This window comes from Halomonas sp. C22, assembly GCF_007655045.1.
Taxonomy (GTDB): Bacteria; Pseudomonadota; Gammaproteobacteria; order Pseudomonadales; family Halomonadaceae; genus Vreelandella; species Vreelandella hamiltonii.
In genome coordinates, this window is sequence record NZ_VBVC01000009.1 from 42,232 (window position 1) to 60,562 (window position 18,331).

Annotated in this window: 15 protein-coding genes; 12 read left to right on the forward strand and 3 right to left on the reverse strand. The window is 60.7% G+C overall.

Annotated features, from left to right (window positions below; all coding sequences use genetic code 11):
* The first annotated feature begins 30 nt into the window (after positions 1–30).
* The 12 genes from FEU76_RS15250 to FEU76_RS15305 all read left to right on the forward strand — a co-directional run bounded on the left by FEU76_RS15250 (position 31) and on the right by FEU76_RS15305 (position 13,886).
* Positions 31–1,713 (forward strand): methyl-accepting chemotaxis protein, encoded by a 1,683-nt coding sequence (locus FEU76_RS15250; RefSeq protein WP_144984119.1) that lies wholly within the window; start codon positions 31–33, stop codon positions 1,711–1,713.
* Positions 1,714–1,767: 54 nt separating this feature from the next.
* A complete protein-coding gene (cheY, locus tag FEU76_RS15255) occupies positions 1,768–2,157 on the forward strand; it encodes a chemotaxis response regulator CheY (protein ID WP_016915725.1) in 390 nt (129 codons plus the stop codon).
* Positions 2,158–2,199: 42 nt separating this feature from the next.
* Entirely contained in the window at positions 2,200–2,895 is a 696-nt protein-coding gene (cheZ, locus tag FEU76_RS15260; RefSeq protein ID WP_144984122.1) for a protein phosphatase CheZ, read from the forward strand.
* Positions 2,896–3,027: 132 nt separating this feature from the next.
* The gene (flhB, locus tag FEU76_RS15265; RefSeq protein ID WP_144984125.1) at positions 3,028–4,194 is read left to right on the forward strand and encodes a flagellar biosynthesis protein FlhB; all 1,167 of its coding nucleotides are present in this window, start codon (positions 3,028–3,030) and stop codon (positions 4,192–4,194) included.
* Positions 4,191–6,275 (forward strand): flagellar biosynthesis protein FlhA, encoded by a 2,085-nt coding sequence (flhA, locus tag FEU76_RS15270; RefSeq protein ID WP_144984128.1) that lies wholly within the window; start codon positions 4,191–4,193, stop codon positions 6,273–6,275. The genes flhB and flhA overlap by 4 nt, the downstream gene beginning before the upstream one ends.
* Before the next feature lie 50 nt (positions 6,276–6,325).
* Complete coding sequence (gene flhF / locus FEU76_RS15275) at positions 6,326–8,500, forward strand: flagellar biosynthesis protein FlhF (protein WP_144984131.1); 2,175 nt, start codon at positions 6,326–6,328, stop codon at positions 8,498–8,500.
* Positions 8,497–9,096 carry a hypothetical protein gene (locus FEU76_RS15280; protein WP_144984134.1) on the forward strand — a complete coding sequence of 200 codons (600 nt, stop codon included), beginning with the start codon at positions 8,497–8,499 and terminating at the stop codon, positions 9,094–9,096. The genes flhF and FEU76_RS15280 overlap by 4 nt, the downstream gene beginning before the upstream one ends.
* 183 nt (positions 9,097–9,279) lie before the next feature.
* Positions 9,280–9,591, forward strand: coding sequence for a flagellar protein FlhE (locus FEU76_RS15285; protein WP_260851410.1), 312 nt, complete (start codon positions 9,280–9,282; stop codon positions 9,589–9,591).
* 26 nt (positions 9,592–9,617) lie between these two features.
* Complete coding sequence (locus tag FEU76_RS15290; RefSeq protein ID WP_144984137.1) at positions 9,618–10,322, forward strand: RNA polymerase sigma factor FliA; 705 nt, start codon at positions 9,618–9,620, stop codon at positions 10,320–10,322.
* 39 nt (positions 10,323–10,361) lie between these two features.
* Positions 10,362–11,177, forward strand: coding sequence for a motility protein A (locus FEU76_RS15295; protein ID WP_039180782.1), 816 nt, complete (start codon positions 10,362–10,364; stop codon positions 11,175–11,177).
* Positions 11,178–11,181: 4 nt separating this feature from the next.
* Entirely contained in the window at positions 11,182–11,853 is a 672-nt protein-coding gene (locus FEU76_RS15300; RefSeq protein ID WP_144984140.1) for an OmpA family protein, read from the forward strand.
* Positions 11,854–11,876: 23 nt separating this feature from the next.
* Entirely contained in the window at positions 11,877–13,886 is a 2,010-nt protein-coding gene (locus FEU76_RS15305) for a sensor domain-containing diguanylate cyclase (protein ID WP_144984143.1), read from the forward strand.
* Here the strand turns inward: FEU76_RS15305 and FEU76_RS15310 are convergent.
* The 3 genes from FEU76_RS15310 to uvrA form a co-directional block, all read right to left on the reverse strand.
* Positions 13,883–14,443: a hypothetical protein gene (locus FEU76_RS15310; protein WP_096921668.1), complete on the reverse strand. Its 561-nt coding sequence runs from the start codon at positions 14,441–14,443 to the stop codon at positions 13,883–13,885. The genes FEU76_RS15305 and FEU76_RS15310 overlap by 4 nt on opposite strands.
* Positions 14,444–14,482: 39 nt before the next feature.
* Positions 14,483–15,220, reverse strand: coding sequence for a Crp/Fnr family transcriptional regulator (locus FEU76_RS15315; RefSeq protein WP_039180770.1), 738 nt, complete (start codon positions 15,218–15,220; stop codon positions 14,483–14,485).
* 129 nt (positions 15,221–15,349) lie between these two features.
* Positions 15,350–18,193 carry an excinuclease ABC subunit UvrA gene (gene uvrA, locus FEU76_RS15320; RefSeq protein WP_144984146.1) on the reverse strand — a complete coding sequence of 948 codons (2,844 nt, stop codon included), beginning with the start codon at positions 18,191–18,193 and terminating at the stop codon, positions 15,350–15,352.
* Between the last annotated feature and the right edge of the window lie 138 nt (positions 18,194–18,331).

An 18,331-nucleotide genomic window follows, 5' to 3' on the forward strand; every position in this document is an offset into this window, starting at 1 on the left:
AAGACACACAAGCCAAGGGAATTCATAACAATGACACGTTTGTTACGCAATCTTAGTATTCATCTTGCCGTTATTTTTGCGTTGGTCTGCTTTGTGGCGTTGATTCTGCTGATCGCAGGTTTGAGCATTGCGTCGGATCGCAATGCTCAGAGCAACCTAGCCACGTTGGACCGCATCGGCAATCAGCAGCTCAATGAGCTGAATCGCGCTGACTCGCTGCTCAACCAGGCCATGCTGGCGCTGGAAACGGCTTCGAATCTGCTGATGGTGGGGCAGACCCGTCAATCCAATGAGCAGGTGGATATCGCTGCCAACCGTCTGGAGCGTGCCGAGCGTCGTTACACGAATTTCATGGCCACGCCGCGTAGCACTGAGGGCGAGTTGCTAGGGGGCGCAGTGGATGAAAGCTTCATGCGGGTATTGGCGTTGGTCAAGGAGCAGCATGCCAGCTTCGACACCATGGACATCAATACCTTCAACCGTCTGCGCGGCGAGTTGATCGAGCCCTTAGGTGAACTAGCTGCCAATACCACGGCGTTTACCGAGTATGCTTTTGGCCGCGTGGGCACCATACGTGAAGACGCTCAGGCGCAAGGCAATCTCTTTACCACGATCAGTATCGCTGCCGTTGGACTCGCGCTGCTGGTCACACTGGCCATCTACCTTGGCCTGCGCCGTACGGTGATCAGGCCGCTGAGCGATGCCGCTGCGCGCCTTGGTCGCATTGCGGAAGCCGATTTGACCCAGCCGCTCCCCCAGGCGGGCAAGAACGAGATAGGTCGACTGTTCGCTGCCATGGCCACCATGCAGCAGAACTTGAGTGCTACCGTGGCAAGGGTGCGCGAGGGCAGTCAGGCAATCCATCGCGGCACTCGAGAAATTGCCAGCGGTAATGCAGACCTGTCCTCCCGCACCGAGCAGCAGGCCGCCTCCATCGAGCAAACCGCGGCCAGCATGGAACAGATGACGGCCACCGTGAAGCAGAATGCCGACAATGCCCGCCAGGCAAGCACGTTGGCAGCAGATGCATCCACTACCGCCGAGCAGGGAGGGCAAGTCGTTGAACAAGTGGTGCAAACCATGCACGGTATTTCGACCAGCTCGCAAAAAGTGGCTGATATTACCAGTGTGATCGACTCGATTGCTTTCCAGACCAACATATTGGCGTTGAACGCTTCCGTGGAAGCTGCGCGGGCGGGCGAGCAGGGCCGTGGTTTCGCGGTGGTGGCTGGCGAAGTACGTAATCTGGCCAGCCGCAGTGCGGACGCCGCCAAGGAGATCAAGTCCCTCATCGAGGCCTCGGTCAGCCAGATTCAGCAAGGCTCCTCGCTGGTTGAGCAGGCAGGGCAGACCATGACGGAAGTGGTCACGGCAGTGCGGCGTGTCACGGATATCATGGATGAGATATCGGCGGCCTCGCAAGAGCAGAGTGATGGCATCGAGCAGGTCAGTCAGGCCGTTGGCCAGATGGATCAAGTGACTCAACAAAATGCCGCGCTCGTTCAGCAGGCGTCCGCAGCGGCAGCCTCGCTGGAAGAGCAGGCCAATCGCCTTGAAGAGACCGTTGCGGTCTTTCAGGTGCTCAATGCGCGGGCTGAGCGCACTCACGCGCCAGCGTCCGTGGCAACGTCGGTGCTGCCCAAGGCAGCCGCCAACCCGCCAGCTCGTCGTGTTGCTGCTCAACAGCACCACGATGAGTGGGAAGAGTTTTAACCCTGACTGAATCAGCAGTCCCCCTGTAAATATTGTGATGTGAGAGGATGACCAATGGCCGATAAGAACATGAGTTTCCTGGTGGTAGACGATTTCCCCACGATGCGTCGTATCGTACGTAGCCTGCTGAAAGAGCTGGGCTTTACCAACGTGGACGAAGCGGAAGATGGCCAGGACGCGCTCAACAAGCTGCGTGCAGGCAATTTCGAGTTCGTGGTGTCCGACTGGAACATGCCCAACCTCGATGGCCTGGAGATGCTCAAAGAGATCCGTCAGGATGAAGCGTTGAAAGACCTGCCGGTACTGATGGTGACGGCCGAAGCCAAAAAAGAGAACATCATCGCTGCCGCTCAAGCGGGTGCCAATGGTTACGTCGTCAAGCCGTTTACTGCGGCCACTCTGGAAGAGAAGCTGAATAAAATCTTCGAGAAGATGGGTAAATGACGCAGCCGGGTTTTGGTGCTCGGTCAACGAGGAGACAACATAATGAGTCAGAATGAGCAGGGCAGTTCTGCCCAACTCTCTGAAGAGGCTGCTGAAGACCTGATTGTTCGAATTGGCAAGCTCACCCGCATGCTGCGCGACAACATGCGCGAACTGGGGTTGGACAAGGAGATCGAGAAGGCTGCGGAGGCGATTCCTGACGCTCGTGACCGTCTGCACTACGTGGCCACCATGACCGAGCAGGCGGCAGACAAGGCGCTGAACGCCATTGATCGTGCTCAGCCGTTGCAGGATCAGCTCTCCGAGCGTGCCGAAGCCCTGGACAAGCGTTGGGCCGAGTGGTTCGAGGCACCCAAAGAGCTGGATGATGCCAAGTCGTTGGTCAAAGAGACGCGAACTTACCTGAGTGATGTGCCCGAGATCACCGCAGCGACCAATAAAGAGCTGCTGGATATCATGATGGCACAGGACTTCCAGGATCTGACGGGGCAGGTCATCAAGAAGATGATGGACGTGATCCGTGAGATCGAGCATCAGCTGGTGCAGGTGCTGATCGACAACGTCCAGGGTGTCGAAGCCCGTGAAACCATGCAGCGCAAGGCGAACGATCAGTGGAAAAACGAGAATGCGCGGCGCAATGAAGATCTGCTGAACGGTCCTCAAGTAAAAGAAAACGCGCCTGACATCGTGACCGGCCAGGATCAGGTAGACGACTTATTGGATGAATTAGGCTTTTAATGCTGGGTTATTGACACATTGTAAGTGGTCGCATCTGGCACAATAGCTACCTGCTCAGCCGTCCTTTGGGGCGGCTGAGTGCATCGTATGGTGTAGTTTGATTCATCGTCCCCTCGTCAGCCGGATGACCGCATGGCAGATAACGACAGCGATCAGGAAAAGACCGAAGAGGCGACGCCCCGACGACGGGACAAGGCCCGTGAAGAAGGGCAGGTGCCGCGGTCTCGAGAGCTGACGACTTTCATGATGTTGTTGGGAGGGGTGGTTGGTCTCTGGAGCATGGGGCAGATGCTCTATGATCAGTTGGGTACCGTGATGGAACAGGCGTTTCTGTTCGAGCGTCGTCAGGCCATGGAAACCACCCCCATGCTGGTCAACGCGCTGGACCTGGGCCAGCGGACGCTCTTCGCGATGCTTCCCCTCTTTCTGCTGTTGACGGTGATTGCGTTGATGGCACCCGCGCTGCTGGGAGGTTGGTTGATTTCATCCAAATCACTGCAACCAAAATTCTCCAAGCTGAATCCTGTCAAAGGTATCAAGCGCCTGTTTTCGATGCAGTCGTTGAGCGAGCTTGCCAAGGCGATCGCCAAGTCCATTCTGGTGGGCAGCGTTGCGTTCAGCTTTTTATATTTTAATATTGGCAGATATCTGGGGCTGATGGATCAGCCGGTTCAGCAAGCCCTGGCCACGGCACTCAATATGGCGGCCCTGGCGGCCGGCCTGATCGTGCTTTCCCTGATCGTGGTCATCCTGATCGATGTCCCCTTCCAGCTATGGAACAACGCCAAGCAGCTCAGGATGACCAAGGAAGAGGTCAAGCGAGAGCACAAGGACTCGGAAGGCGACCCCCACGTCAAAGGGCGCATTCGTCAACAGCAGCAGGCCATGGCGCGTGGGCGCATGATGAGCAAGGTGCCCGAAGCGGACGTGATCATCACCAACCCGACCCACTACGCCGTGGCCTTGAGGTATCAGGAAGGGAAAATGGGCGCGCCCAGGCTAGTGGCCAAGGGTACCGATGCCGTGGCTGCCAAAATCCGTGAGATCGGCGCCGAGGCTGGCGTACCGCGATTGGAGGCAGCGCCGCTGGCGCGTGCCCTGTATCATCATGTGGATCTGGAGGCGGAAGTGCCGGCCGAGCTGTATACCGCAGTGGCCGAAGTCATGGCCTGGGCCTACCGTCTCAAGCACGTAGCACAACAAGGAGGCGAGGTGCCCCCCACCCCCGATAATCTGCCGGTCCCACCGGAAATGGATACGCCCGGCCGTCGTGCCGATGGCCATGAGGCGCAGCCATGAAAAGTTTGAGTCAGCTACTCAATCAGCGTAACTGGTCCAACGATGTCAGCATGAAACTGCTGGCCGGACCGCTGCTGGTCCTGATGATCCTGGGCATGATGATCCTGCCCTTGCCACCGTTCGCGCTCGATCTGCTCTTCACCTTCAATATTGCCTTGGCCATCATGGTGCTGCTGGTCAGCATGTTTGCCGAGCGACCGCTGGATTTTGCCGCGTTTCCTGCCGTGCTGCTGTTCACCACGCTGCTGCGCCTTTCGCTCAACGTTGCCTCTACGCGCGTAGTGTTGATGGAAGGGCACCAGGGGGGCGATTCGGCGGGCAAGGTCATCGAAGCGTTTGGCACCTTCCTGGTGGGGGGCAATTTTGCCGTTGGCCTGGTGGTCTTCCTGATTCTCGTGATCATCAACTTCATGGTCATCACCAAAGGTGCGGGCCGTATTGCCGAAGTGGGGGCGCGCTTTGTGCTCGACGCCATGCCGGGCAAGCAGATGGCCATCGATGCGGACTTGAACGCAGGCCTGATTGGCGAAGACGAGGCCAAGAAACGTCGCGCAGAAGTGGCACAGGAAGCCGATTTTTACGGCTCCATGGATGGTGCCAGCAAGTTCGTGCGTGGCGATGCAGTCGCCGGTCTGGTCATCATGGTGGTCAACATCATCGGTGGTCTGCTGATTGGCATGATGCAGCACGACATGGGCTTTGCCGATGCGGCGCGGACCTACACGCTGTTGACCATTGGCGACGGTCTGGTCGCCCAGATTCCCGCGCTGGTCATCTCCACGGCGGCGGGCGTGACCGTGTCTCGGGTGAATACCGAACAGGACGTTGGTCAGCAGATGATCAGCCAGCTGTTCGTGAACCCACAAGTCATGATTCTGGCGGCCATGGTGATGGGGCTATTGGGCCTTGTGCCAGGCATGCCAAACTTTGTATTTCTGCTGTTCACCAGCCTGTTGGCCGGTCTGGCCTGGTACCTGATTCGCCGCAATAACCAGACGCTGGTCAATCAAGAGCTGACCGCTGCCCCGCCACCCATGCTGCAGGAGACCCCTGAGGCGAGCTGGGAGGATGTCCAGCTCGTCGATACGCTGGGACTCGAGGTTGGGCACCGCTTGATTCCCCTGGTGGACTCGCGCCAGAAAGGCGAGCTGCTGGGGCGCATCAAGAGCGTGCGCAAGAAATTCGCCCAGGAAGTGGGCTTTCTGCCGCCCGTGGTGCATATCCGCGACAACCTGGAGCTACCGCCTAACACCTACGTATTATCCATGAAAGGCGCCGAAATCGGGCGTGCCGAGGCTCAGCCGGGCAAGTGGCTGGCCATTGATCCTGGTCAGGTCTCGGGGGAGCTTCAGGGTACACCGACCCAAGACCCTGCCTTTGGCTTGCCAGCAGTATGGATTGACGCTAACCAACGGGAGCATGCTCAGGTATACGGGTATACGGTCGTGGATGCCAGTACGGTCATCGCCACGCACCTTAACCATCTGCTGCACCGTCACTCGCCTGAACTGCTGGGCCGCCAGGAGGTTCAAAAGCTGCTGGACAAGTTGGGCGAAGATCAAAAATCGCTGGTCGAAGAAGTAGTGCCGAAGTCCATCTCCCTCACCGTGCTGCAGCGCATTTTGCAGAACCTGCTGGATGAGGATGTCTCGATTCGTGATATGCGTACCGTGCTGGACACCTTGGCAGAGCATGCGGGTCAGCAGAAAGATCCCAACGAGCTGACGGCTCTGGTGCGTATTGCGCTGGGCAGGGCCATTACCCAGCAGTGGTTCGCGGGCCAAGATACGCTGCATGTGATGGGGCTGGATGCGCAGTTAGAACAAGTGTTGTTGCAAGCAATGAACGGCAATGGTGCGATGGAGCCAGGGCTGGCGGATACCTTGATGAATCAAGCGCAGCAAGCGCTAGAGAAGCATGAAGGCAGTGGTGAAGCGCCTGTGCTGGTGGTTCAGCACTCGCTACGGGCCGTGTTGTCGCGCTTCCTGCGCCGCCGCATGCGCCACTTAGTGGTGATGTCTCAAGCGGAAATTCCCGACGACCGCACGCTGCGTGTGACCACGCTGGTGGGTGGTCGCTGATGCCGCTCGTGATGGCTATCCGTCTTTCGTACATAGGTAACAGGTGATACATGAGCGTTAGGCGTTTTGTCGGAGCCAACAGCCGCGATGTCATGCGCCAGGTGCGAGACGTACTTGGCGATGATGCCCTGATCGTGGCCAACCGGCGCACCGAAGGCGGGGTCGAGATTCTCGCCATGGCGGACGATGCGGTCGATCAGTTCGATCCTGCTCCCAGTCCGGCCACCCAGGAAAAGCCCGCTGTGCCGGTGTTTTCATTGCCCAAGCAGCCAGATCCGCTGGAAGCCATGAGCGAGCGTCTGCTGCGTGAAATGCAAGAGATGCGCGAGCTGCTGTCGCGACGACAGCCCGACCCCGCGCCAGGGGTGGCCAGCGCGTCAGAGCACTTGCAGCAGGTGATGCTGCGCGTTGGCTTCAGCCATGAGCTGAGCCAGGAAGTGGTCGAGGCCTTGCCCGATGAGCTGGCATCGTTACCGGCTTCCAGCGACAGCTTGATGACCTGGCTACGCGAACAGCTCATGGCGCGGTTGCGTGTACTGCGTCAGGAAGAGGCGTTTTTCGACCAGACCGGCATCGTGGCTCTGGTAGGCCCTACCGGGGTCGGCAAGACGACCACCACGGCCAAGCTGGCGGCGCGTTTTGTGATGCGCCATGGCACACGCCCGGTGGCGTTGGTGACTACCGACAGCTTCCGAATTGGTGCCCATGAGCAGCTGCGGATCTATGCGCGACTGCTGGATACCCCCATGTATGCGCTGGATGTCGAGCAACCCATTGACGAGCTGGTGGGACGGCTTCAGGGCAAGCAGTGGGTGGTCATCGATACCGTCGGCATGAGCCAGCGCGATCAGCGGGTAATCGAGCAGATTGCACACCTTCAGGGGGGGCAATCCACCGTGCGTCTGGTGCTGATGTTGAATGCCGCCAGTCAGCCCGAAACGCTGGAGGAGGTCGTGTTGCGCTATCGCCAGGCAGCCTGGGCGGCTGGGGCGACGCTGGACGACTGCATCATCACCAAGCAGGATGAAGCGGGGCGCTTGGCCCCGGCGTTGGATATCGTCATGCGCCATGGCATGCGTGTGCTGTTTGGCTCCCATGGCCAGCAGGTGCCGGAAGACATGTCCGTGGCCGACCCTCAGGCGCTGATCGCTCAGGCGTTGGGCGCACAGCCCCGCGCCGTGCACCAGACCGAACCCTCGGCGCCGCTCAGCTTGCCACGCTGGTCGCGGGATGTGCTGGGGCAAGGGCGCAGGCTCTCATCGGTGCTGGCTCGACTGCGCAAACGGGTGGATGACTTTTACCTGCTGGAAGCCGCCTGGGATATCGGCGCACTGCCTGGGGTCATTCAGGATCAGCGGCTGGATGAGCTGTTGTCCGGGGCAGATGCCAATAGCCGCGCCATGGGGCTGGCCTGGTCGCCACGCAGCCAAGGGCGTGGCTGTGACTGGACGATGCCGGATGTTCGGCTGGATGAGCAGGGCCGTTGGTTGGCCCTGACGCGGCTTCAGCACCGTCAGCCTGCCGGCTGGCAGCCGCGTCTGGAAGAGTGTGGAGAAGATATGGCAGTTCACCTGCTGCCCGCTCTGCCAGAACCCGACGTGCTCACCTGGCTGCACGACCAACGTTTGACCTGGGTCAGCGCGGTGCATGCCAGCCAGCGAGTAGACTATCAGGGCGAGCGCTACGCCCTGAAGAATCTGTTTCAAGAGAGTACGCTGACCCACAGCGTCACGGTGCGTTTTCGCGGCCAGCGCATGCAGCTGTGGAATGCCTATGTCGAGGTGCAGGCCGCCTCGGGTCACGCCCTGCTGGCCTGGGCGGGCGACATCCGTGACCCTGAAAGTGACAAGCGCGTCGCGCGTCGCTATTGGTTGACACCCGCCCGGTTGGGTAGCGATGTACTGTCACTGCTGGTCACCCAGCTCGAAAGCGATGGGCTGGCCGCACTGACCAAGCGAGCGTGGCAACAGCTCAAGGAAAGCGACAGTGGCGAAGTGAGTCGTGAGCTGCGCCTGTTGATGGCCAGCGGTGCAGCGGCCGTGGCAGGCCACCTCGACCTGGCCGATGATGAACCAGGCCAGGCGCTGAGAACGGATCTGGTGCGGCTGTTGGGTAGCCAGCGCAAGCGCCGGGATACGGCCCTGCTGGACGCGCTGCTGCATGTGTTGATGGCCCGAGATGCCATTCGGCAACTGGGCAGTGTCAGCCTCGAGGATGTGCTATGAATGGCCAGGATCAGGCTGCCGGGCTGAGAAAATGGGCAGATTTGCAGCGCCAGCAGCGAGGCGAGCAACCTGACGAGCCTGCGGCCGACGCGCCGAGTGTCGATACTTCCACTTCAGACAAGGAAGTGGCGCAAACGAACGTTGGCGCGGACGCTTCGGAAACCGCTCCCAAGGAGGTCGCAAGTGCGGCAGCGAACGTAACGGCCCCCCGCCCGACACGCACACTGGTCATTGTGGGGTTGAGCTCAGCGGGTGCCGTGCACGTCGACAAGGTCAAAGGTCGCTTGGCGCAGTGGGCATCGCTGGGGCGCCAGTGGGCGGGCGATCCTCAGGAGTGGGACGTCAAGGTGGCAAGCCCCGAGGCAGGGTCGATGGCTGCCTTGGCGCATCACCCTCACTGGGCGCTATGGGTGAGCAGTGACGCCGAGGCCTTCGCGAGCATGTACCGTGCCCTACGCCAGATGCGTGAGCAAGGGGGGCCGCGCCGCCTGCTGGCCCTGCACGAGCCGCACCTTCCGCGTCAGGGCTTACTGGACAACCTGCGTGATGCCGCTGCGCACTATTTGCAAATAGAGCTGTTGCTACTGGCTCGTTGATGACCCCATGACAAGGGACCGGCAATGCCTCTACAGACGATGTTGCTACGAACATTGATCAACACCGCAAAGTGGTCAACAGTGACATGGAGCGTGTTTCTCTCCAGCGCCGCGTGGGTGTTGGTGTTATCGCTGGTTGTGGGTGAATCGGCGCGGGCAGCGACAGGTAGCTGGAGCAGTCAAATGCCCGCGGTGGTGGTGGCCATGAGCGATCGGGCGAGCAGCAGCCAGGCCATCAGGCCTCCGGCGGGCATACCGCTGGGCGAAGCGACATTGGCGAGGGTGCAATGGCGTTTCGAGGCGCCTGCCCATGCGCCTGTCAACGCCTGGCTATGCCATCCTGCACAATGCGTGCCTCTGAGTGGCATGCGTGGCAGCACCATGGCACTGGCAGGTCTGGATGCCAACGCGCCGCTTCATTTGCGCTTTGCGCTGTCACCGGGGCAACGGCCCGTGCGCGTACAGGGGCTGCAGGTCATCGTGAATTATCAGTAAAGATCGTTTAGCCGTGAGGCAATAGGATGTATACAGCACAAGGCAGGATCAAGCAGAGTGAGCTGTTAACTCAATACATGCCACTGGTGAGACGTCAGGCCTTGACACTGCAGGTCAGGTTGCCCGCCAGTATCGAGCTGGATGATTTGATTCAAGCGGGCATGGTGGGCTTGCTGGAGGCGCTAGGACGCTTTGATGCCGCACAGGGCGCGACGTTTGCCACGTTCGCCAGCCAACGCATTCGGGGCGCCATGATGGATGAACTGCGCACTCGGGACTGGCTGCCGCGCAGCGTGCGCCGCTCTGCCCGCGCAGTCGATGAAACCGTACGCCGTTTGGAGCAGATGCTGGGCAGGCCCCCTGAAGAGGTGGAAATTGCCCGTGAGCTGGAGATGCCGCTGAGCGACTATCAACAGCTGCTCAACGACACCAATAGCGGGCAGCTACTGCCCTTCGAGGAACTGGTGGCCGATGGCGGTGAGCCAGCCGGGGACGAAGGCAGCGCCAATCGCCCTTTCGAACAACTGCTCGACGAGCAGCAGCGGCACACTCTGATCGAAGCGATCGAGGCGTTGCCCGAGCGTGAAAAACTGCTGATGGCCCTGTATTACCAGGAAGAGATGAACCTCAAAGAGGTGGGGGCGGTACTGGGCGTCACCGAATCGCGGGTATCGCAACTGCATAGCCAGGCCGTCAGCCGCCTTCGTGCCCGCTTGAGCGACCACGATTGACCTTCTTATTCTCTCACGTTAACCGGCAAGGAGCCGTTGATGAACCCCTCTACGTTGATCGGCATATTTGCCAGCATGCTGTTGTTGATAAGCGTGCTGTTCTTTACCGCAGAGTCGCCAGAAAGCTTTATCAACTTGCCTGGTCTGGCCATCGTCATTACCGGTACTCTGGCGGCGACGTTCATCAGCTACCCCTTGAAGGAGGTACTGCGGGTAGTGCGCCTGGTAGGCCTGGTATTCCGCCGCGAGAACACCTATGTGCGCGATGATATCGGCGAGCTGGTGGCCATGTCGCGGTTATGGTTCAAGGGCGATGTCCGAGCGGTAGAGCGGGAGCTGGAGCATACGCGCAACCCGTTTCTGCGCACCGGTATTCAACTAGTGATTGCCAACACCAAGGAAGATGAAATTTTCGACATGCTGCGCTGGCGGATCGCACGGCTGAAGGCGCGTGAGCATGCCGAAGCGCAGATTTTCCGTACCATGGCCACCTATGCGCCGGCCTTTGGCATGATTGGTACGCTGGTGGGGCTGGTCAACATGCTGGAAGTCATGGATGCGGGCGATCTGCAGGTGATCGGTCCACGTATGGCCGTGGCGCTGCTCACCACGTTTTACGGTATTCTGCTGGCCAATCTGGTCTTCAAGCCCATTGCCGTCAAACTGGAGCGGCGGACCGAAGAGCGCCTGATCACCATGAACATGGTACTGGAAGGCATTTCTCTCATTACCAAGCGTCGCTTGCCGTCGTTCATCGAAGAGACGTTGAACTCGTTCGTGGCCAACTACCACGACGAAATCCGTGATGCGAGCGTCAAGCCGCGTCCAGGCGTCGATTCGGCGCTGAAAGGGTAGCGCCATGCTCAATCACGAGGCACGGTTTGCGCTGGAACTGCCAGCGGCAGCGGGCGAGAGCGACGAAGGGTGGCTGACCAGTTACCTGGACGTCTTGACGCTGCTGATTACCCTGTTCGTGCTCTTGCTGGCGCTGACGCCTCCTGGCGGTGGGGACGGGAGGGAGAGCGATGCCATGGGGCCGGCCAGTGCCATCATGGCCATGCCGTTGGCCTCATTGGCCACCGGCATTCACCCACGTCACGACGGTGTGCAGCCGCAGATGGCCGGGCTGGATATTCCGGGGGTCAGTGTCTCGCAGGGCCGTGAAGGCATCACCCTGCGCATCGACGACAGTCTTTTGTTTCCCAGCGGCAATGATGTGCTAACGCCTCAGGGGCAAGTTGTGTTAGAAGGGCTCACATCGGTACTCCAAACGTTCGAAGGCCAAATCTCGGTGGAAGGGCATACGGATAATCTGCCCATTGCCACCCCGCGTTTCCCCTCCAACTGGGAGCTTTCAACGGGTCGCGCCATTGCCGTGGTGCGCCAGTTGGAGCGTCAGGGTATCGCCATTTCTCGTATGCGGGCGGTTGGCTACGCCGACACCCAACCCATGGAAAGTAACGCTACCCCGGAAGGGCGAGCTGCCAACCGACGTGTTGAACTGCTGCTCAAACAGCAGGTCGAGGGGTAAAGCACTATCTCGAGGCTATCTTCGTGTCGACGCATCATTCTCGACTGCAGTCCTTTGGCGCTGTCTTGGTACTGGATACCGACGTGCGGCAGATTCAGGCCGTCAGCCGCAACCTGGCGGCATTGCTGGGGTTACCCACCAACGAGCAGCCGCCCCCTAGGCTGACGTCTCTGCTGGGCAAGCGGCTCAGCCAGCGGCTGCGCCATGAACTGCAAGGGCAGCCCCGCCTACCCGGCCCGCTCACTTTTCGCCGAGCCACCGTCGATACGCGCTTTCAACTCCAGGCCTATCGAACAGACCGACACGTCGTCGTCGAAATAGAGCCATTGCCCCCGATGGGTAAGCAGCGCTTGCTGGGAACCCTCAATGAGCGCCTGGTGCGCCTGGCCGAAGCCACGCACCAGGAGGAACTGCTGGACTACCTGGTCGGTGCCGTTCAGGAGTTGACCGGGCATGAGCGCGTCTCGGTGTGCCATTTCGACGGCGATTGGCATGGGCTCATCGTGGCCGAAAAGTGTACGGGGCGCTTGGCAGGGCTGCGCGGGCAACGGTTTCCGGCCAGCGATTTCCCACTGGCCTTGCGGCATGCCTACGAACGTCATCCGGTGCGCTTGATTCAAGACGTCACCGCCGACACCGAGCCCCTGGTGCCCGCAGACGTCACGGCCAACCTGCGCAACTGCTTCTTGCGTGCGCCGGCTGCCGAGCGGCGCGTCTATCTGCAGCGGCTGGGGGCACACAGTGCTTTCAGTGTGGCCATGCAAAGTGATGCTGGCCTGTGGGGGCTGCTGTTCTGTCATTCGGCCCATGCCCACCCCGTGGCACCTCCCTTGCGCGATGCGGTGCGGACACTGGTGCAAATGGCGACGCAGCGGTTGTTGTTGCTGCGTGCTCGCCAGGAGGCACGTTACCTGCAGCGCGTGCAGGATAGCCTGGTGCTGTCGGTCTCTGCCCAGCAAGAACCCAAAAGCCCCCAGCAGATTCTTCACGAGCAGGCTGCGTCCTGGTGCGCGTTGTTCCGTGCTCAGGGGGTTGCCCTGTGGCTCAATGGCAGCGTGTGTTCTGCCGGTGTGGTGCCGCTCTCCACGGTGGTGTGCCAACTGGTGAAGCGTATCGACAGGGGGCATCGCCATGGGGGGCCGTGGTGTACCCGTGAGGTAGCGGTGGAGCCGCTGACGGCGTCACTCGACATGTCAGAGCAGTGTGGGATTCTGGCCGTGCCGCTCTCCATCAGCCCGGCACAGCGAGGCTGGCTGTTGTTCTTTCGGCCCGAGCAGGTGGAAACCCTCTATTGGGCCATGGGCCCTGCCTCGGCTGCCGTGACCTCATCCACGCAGCCGACGCCCCCCTCGGCTGCGTGGAGTGAAGACGTGGTCGGCAAAAGCGAAGCATGGCAGCGTGTCGAACGCCTGGCGGCCATCGACCTGGGGGAAGATTTGACGCTGGCTATTTCTGCCTATGAGATCAGTACGCTCAACATGCACCTTGAGCAAGAGCGCAAGGCACTGGCCACCGCCAACCAGCGGCTCGAGCAGTTGGCCCACTTTGACCCATTGACTCAGGTCTGGAATCGCTATCGTATCGAGCAGGCCATCGATGCCGAGTTAGTCGCGGCCAAGCGCTACGGCGCCGCATTCGCGTTGCTGCTGTTTGACGTGGATCACTTCAAGCAGATCAACGACGCCTATGGGCATGGCGTGGGGGATGACGTGCTGGTCTCGCTGGCTCGTCTGGTGGAAACGTCGCTGCGGGGGTGCGACCATCTTGGCCGCTGGGGCGGCGAAGAGTTCGTGGTGCTGGCGACACACTCCGATGAGGAAGCGGCCATGGGCCTGGCTGAGCGGCTGCGCAGCCTGGTGGCCACGCTGCATGTCAACGGGTTGGACCAGCCCATCACCGTCAGTATCGGCGTGGCGATATGGCAGCCGGGCGACAGCTGCAAGACGCTGATGTCGCGGGCCGATGTGGCCATGTACCGAGCCAAACGCGGTGGTCGCAATCGTGTGGAAATCGCCGAGCAGCGAACCGGTTAATCTTCTGTCGTGCTCTCCTCGCACAGCTGCTGCATGCGCGCGATGGCGCTGTCTGCACCGGCAAGGCTGAAGGTCATGTACCACGGCTCCTGCTCGTTTTGGTCGAAGCCCAGGAACAGCTGCTCGCCGGTGCGCATCTGGGCCATCAGTGTGTCGAGATCGCTCAGGTAAAAGTGTGCGTAGAAGCCATCGTCGCCGCGCTCGGTGATGAACTCGGCCATGGTATCCACGATGGGCTGGTCATCGATGCGCAGCCGTGTGGGCACCAGATTGACAGCGCGGCTCTCGCCTTGCTGCTGTTCCAGCGTCACGCGCATTTCCAGCCAGGGGAGGTCGCATACCCCCTGGCTGGTATTGAGGCTCAGGGTGGCATCGGAGTAGCTGTGGGTCTCCACTGCGCGAAAATGGCGCTCTTCGCCCAGTGCCAGCGTCATGGACGACCAGTGCTGGTGAGGTTCGGCGTGCTCCACGTTGAACGTGGCTGCCAGGGCGAACGGGGCGTTGCCCAGCAGGCTCCCCCCCAGTACCGCCAGCAGTGTACGGGTGTTGATGGGCATAAACGGTATCATCGTCGTCGGTCTAAAAGGCAAGGTCGCTCAGGCTTCCAGCAGCGGCCTGACGTTGTCGGTCAGGTAGCAGTCGTCGAACTCTCCTTCGGTGGCCAGCGCTTCGAGATCCGGTATGGTGACATGGTGTCGGTCACGAAATACCAGGCCGTCTTCGCTGAGTGCGGTGAAGGTACGGCTGACATGAACCGGGCTCAAGCCCAGGATATCGGCCAACTGCTCTTGTGACAGCGGGAGGCGGAACTGCCCGCTGATATCGTCGTTGGTCTGGCGCAGGCGCAGATACATTTCATGTAGGAAATGGGCCATTTTCTTGCGCGCGCTGCGCCGTGCCAGGTTGACCAGCCGTTCGGTCAGCAGCGCTTGCTGTCGGCTGGCAATGGCAAACATCACCGACGTGAGCGACAGTGACTCGCGAAAGACCTCCAGCATACGCTTGTGGGGAAAGTGACAGATCACGCCGTCACTGATCATGCGGACGTTTTCAAGGCGCTGGGAAAAAGCAAACTCCCGCAGACCGATGATGTCGCCGGGCAGAAAAACTTCCAGGATCTGGCGGTCGCCGTTTTCGAGGTGGCGGTAGGAGTAGGCCCAGCCGCTGCGCAGCGTGCAAAACTCATTGGCCGGTGCCCCCATCTCCCAGAGTACCGTGCCCGCCTTGATGGACGTGGGGCTCTCTTCCAACGAGGCCAGCAGCTCTTTCTCGTCATCGGTGAGCGAGCAGTAGTGGCTAAAGTGGCGGATAATACAGCTTTTGTCCTGTTCCACAGCGTGTGTCTCCTCGCAGAAAACAACCATTGTTAAGCAGTCTCGCTGCTTACTATAAGCAGTCAGGGCCGTCTTTTCCTGAACTTTTTGGCCGCTGCTCCAACGCTTGAGCAGCGGCCCATGAGACGCCTAGCGAGTGGCGCGGTTGCCACGCTCGAGTAACGGCGCCAGGAAGCGGCCCGTATGCGATAACGTCTGTTTGGCCAACTGCTCCGGCGTGCCTTCGGCGATGATCTGCCCGCCCCCGGAACCGCCTTCCGGCCCCAGGTCGATCAACCAGTCGGCCGTCTTGATGACATCCAGGTTATGCTCGATCACCACGATGGTATTGCCGTGGTCGCGCAGTCGGTGCAGCACCGTCAGCAGCTGGCGGATATCCTCGAAGTGCAGGCCGGTGGTGGGTTCATCCAGAATGTAGAGGGTTTTGCCGGTGTCACGCTTGGCCAGCTCGCGCGCCAGCTTGACCCGCTGAGCCTCGCCCCCGGAAAGCGTCGTGGCGCTTTGCCCCAAGCGGATGTAGGAAAGCCCCACATCCATGAGCGTTTGCAGGCGTCGGGCGATGGCGGGCACGGGGCTGAAGAAGGCCAGCGCATCTTCCACCGTCATCTCCAATACCTCGTGGATGGTCTTGCCTTTGTAGTGGATATCCAGGGTTTCGCGATTGTAGCGCTTGCCCTTGCACACGTCACAAGGGACGTAGATATCCGGCAGAAAGTGCATCTCCACCTTGATCATGCCTTCGCCCTGACAGGCTTCGCAGCGGCCGCCCTTGACGTTGAAGCTGAAGCGCCCGGGTTTGTAGCCTCGGGAGCGAGCCTCCTGGGTACCGGCGAACAGCTCACGAATAGGCGTGAAAATGCCGGTATAGGTGGCCGGGTTGGAGCGCGGGGTGCGGCCGATCGGGCTCTGGTCGATGTCGATGACCTTGTCGAGCTGGTCCAGGCCCTCCACCTTCTCGTAGGGAGCCGGTGTCAGGGTGGTGGCCCGGTTGAGTTCACGGGCGGCAATCGGCATCAGCGTGCCGTTGATCAGCGTCGACTTGCCGGAGCCGGAGACGCCCGTCACGGCAATGAACAGCCCCAGTGGCAGGCTGAGGGTGACATTTTGCAGGTTGTTTCCCGTGGCACCGCGCACCACCAGTTGCTTCTCGGGATTGCCCGGGATCCGGTAAGGCGGGACGGCAATTTCGCGGCTGCCGGAGAGATACTGGCCGGTCAGCGAATTCGGGTTGTCCATCACCTGCTGCGGCGTGCCCTGGGCGACGATCTCGCCCCCATGGACACCTGCACCGGGGCCGATGTCCAGCACGTGGTCTGCCGCGCGTATGGCATCTTCGTCGTGCTCGACGACGATCACAGTGTTGCCCAGGTCGCGCAGGCGCTCCAGCGTCTTGAGCAGACGGTCGTTGTCCCGCTGGTGCAGCCCGATGGAGGGTTCGTCCAGGATGTACATGACGCCCACCAGGCCAGCGCCGATCTGGCTAGCCAAGCGGATACGCTGGGCCTCGCCCCCGGAGAGCGTGTCGGCGCTGCGTTCGAGGTTCAGGTAATCAAGCCCCACGTTGACCAGGAACTCCAGGCGAGCGTGGATCTCGTTGACGATCTTGTCGGCAATTTCTCCCTTGCGCCCGGGAAGCGCCAGCGCGCCGAAGTAGCGCCACGCCTCGCCAATCGGCAGGTGGACGATATCCGCGATGTTGCGGTCATCGACATACACATGGCGGGACTCCTTGCGGAGCCGTGAACCATGACAGGCGGTACAGGGCTGAACCGCAATGTACTTGGCCAGGTCGTCGCGCACCATGCTGGACTCGGTCTCCCGATAGCGGCGCTGCATGTTGGGCAGCACCCCTTCGAAGGCATGTTCACGGGTGACTTTGCGGCCACGGTCGCCCACGTAAACGAAGGGGACCAGCTCGCCACCACTGCCGTTGAGGATGATGTCCCGCTCGTGGCGGGCCAGCTCCTGCCAGGGTGTTTCCAGCTCGAAACGGTAATGCTTGGCCAGCGCCTGCAGCTGAGTAAAGTAATATATGTTGCGTCGGTCCCAGCCCTTGATCACGCCTTCCGCCAGGGAAAGCTCGGGGTGGCTGATCAGTTTCTCCGGGTCGAAGTACTGCTGGATGCCCAGGCCGTCGCAGGTAGGACACGCCCCTGCCGGGTTGTTGAACGAAAACATGCGCGGCTCCAGCTCGGAGAGCGAATAGCCGCAAACGGGGCAGGCAAAGCGGGACGAGAAGACCAGGTCGTCCTGCTCGCCGTCCATGAAATGCACCATGGCGGTGCCGTCGGCCAGGTTCAGGGCCGTCTCGAAGGATTCCGCCAGGCGCTGGGCGATATCGTCACGTACCTTGAAACGGTCCACGACCACGCTGATATCGTGCTTCTTGCGCTTGTCCAGCGGCGCGATGTCGTCCAGTTCCAGCACCTGGCCATCAATCTGGACGCGCACGAACCCTTGAGCACGCAGTTCGGACAGCAGCTGCAAATGCTCACCTTTGCGGCCCTTGACGACCGGCGCCAGCAGCATCAAGCGGGTGCCTTCCGCCAGGTTCATGACCTGATCGACCATCTGGGAGATCGTCTGGGCTTCCAGGTCCTCGCCATGCTCTGGGCAGCGAGGGGTGCCGGCACGGGCAAACAGCAGGCGCAGGTAGTCGTAGATTTCGGTAATCGTGCCAACCGTCGACCGGGGGTTGTGAGAGGTGGATTTTTGCTCGATGGAGATGGCCGGAGAGAGCCCTTCGATGTGATCCACATCGGGCTTTTCCATCATCGAGAGGAACTGACGCGCATAGGTGGAGAGCGACTCCACATAGCGCCGCTGGCCCTCGGCGTAGAGCGTATCGAACGCCAGGGACGACTTGCCGGAGCCTGACAGGCCGGTAATCACGATCAGCTTGTCGCGGGGCAGCTCCACATCGATCTGCTTGAGGTTGTGGGTGCGGGCACCCCTGACCAGAATGCTGTCCATCAACACCTCGAATCGCGTGGCAAAAGCGTAATTATACGATTGCTGTACCCCTTCCGGCAAAATTGTCTCGCGCGGATGCGCCAAGGTGGGCATTTCATGGTTGGCGTTTCCAGCGTGCCGACAAAGCGCTAGAATGGG

What these genes read in the sequence shown, in the direction of transcription:
- cheZ (WP_144984122.1), top strand. Translation starts at nt 2,200, where the DNA reads ATGAGTCAGAATGAGCAGGGCAGTTCTGCCCAACTCTCTGAAGAGGCT.
- flhF (WP_144984131.1), top strand. Translation starts at nt 6,326, where the DNA reads ATGAGCGTTAGGCGTTTTGTCGGAGCCAACAGCCGCGATGTCATGCGC.
- FEU76_RS15300 (WP_144984140.1), top strand. Translation starts at nt 11,182, where the DNA reads ATGCTCAATCACGAGGCACGGTTTGCGCTGGAACTGCCAGCGGCAGCG.
- FEU76_RS15290 (WP_144984137.1), top strand. Translation starts at nt 9,618, where the DNA reads ATGTATACAGCACAAGGCAGGATCAAGCAGAGTGAGCTGTTAACTCAA.
- FEU76_RS15285 (WP_260851410.1), top strand. Translation starts at nt 9,280, where the DNA reads ATGCCCGCGGTGGTGGTGGCCATGAGCGATCGGGCGAGCAGCAGCCAG.
- FEU76_RS15310 (WP_096921668.1), bottom strand. Translation starts at nt 14,443, where the DNA reads ATGCCCATCAACACCCGTACACTGCTGGCGGTACTGGGGGGGAGCCTG.
- FEU76_RS15250 (WP_144984119.1), top strand. Translation starts at nt 31, where the DNA reads ATGACACGTTTGTTACGCAATCTTAGTATTCATCTTGCCGTTATTTTT.
- uvrA (WP_144984146.1), bottom strand. Translation starts at nt 18,193, where the DNA reads ATGGACAGCATTCTGGTCAGGGGTGCCCGCACCCACAACCTCAAGCAG.
- FEU76_RS15280 (WP_144984134.1), top strand. Translation starts at nt 8,497, where the DNA reads ATGAATGGCCAGGATCAGGCTGCCGGGCTGAGAAAATGGGCAGATTTG.
- FEU76_RS15295 (WP_039180782.1), top strand. Translation starts at nt 10,362, where the DNA reads ATGAACCCCTCTACGTTGATCGGCATATTTGCCAGCATGCTGTTGTTG.
- cheY (WP_016915725.1), top strand. Translation starts at nt 1,768, where the DNA reads ATGGCCGATAAGAACATGAGTTTCCTGGTGGTAGACGATTTCCCCACG.
- flhA (WP_144984128.1), top strand. Translation starts at nt 4,191, where the DNA reads ATGAAAAGTTTGAGTCAGCTACTCAATCAGCGTAACTGGTCCAACGAT.
- flhB (WP_144984125.1), top strand. Translation starts at nt 3,028, where the DNA reads ATGGCAGATAACGACAGCGATCAGGAAAAGACCGAAGAGGCGACGCCC.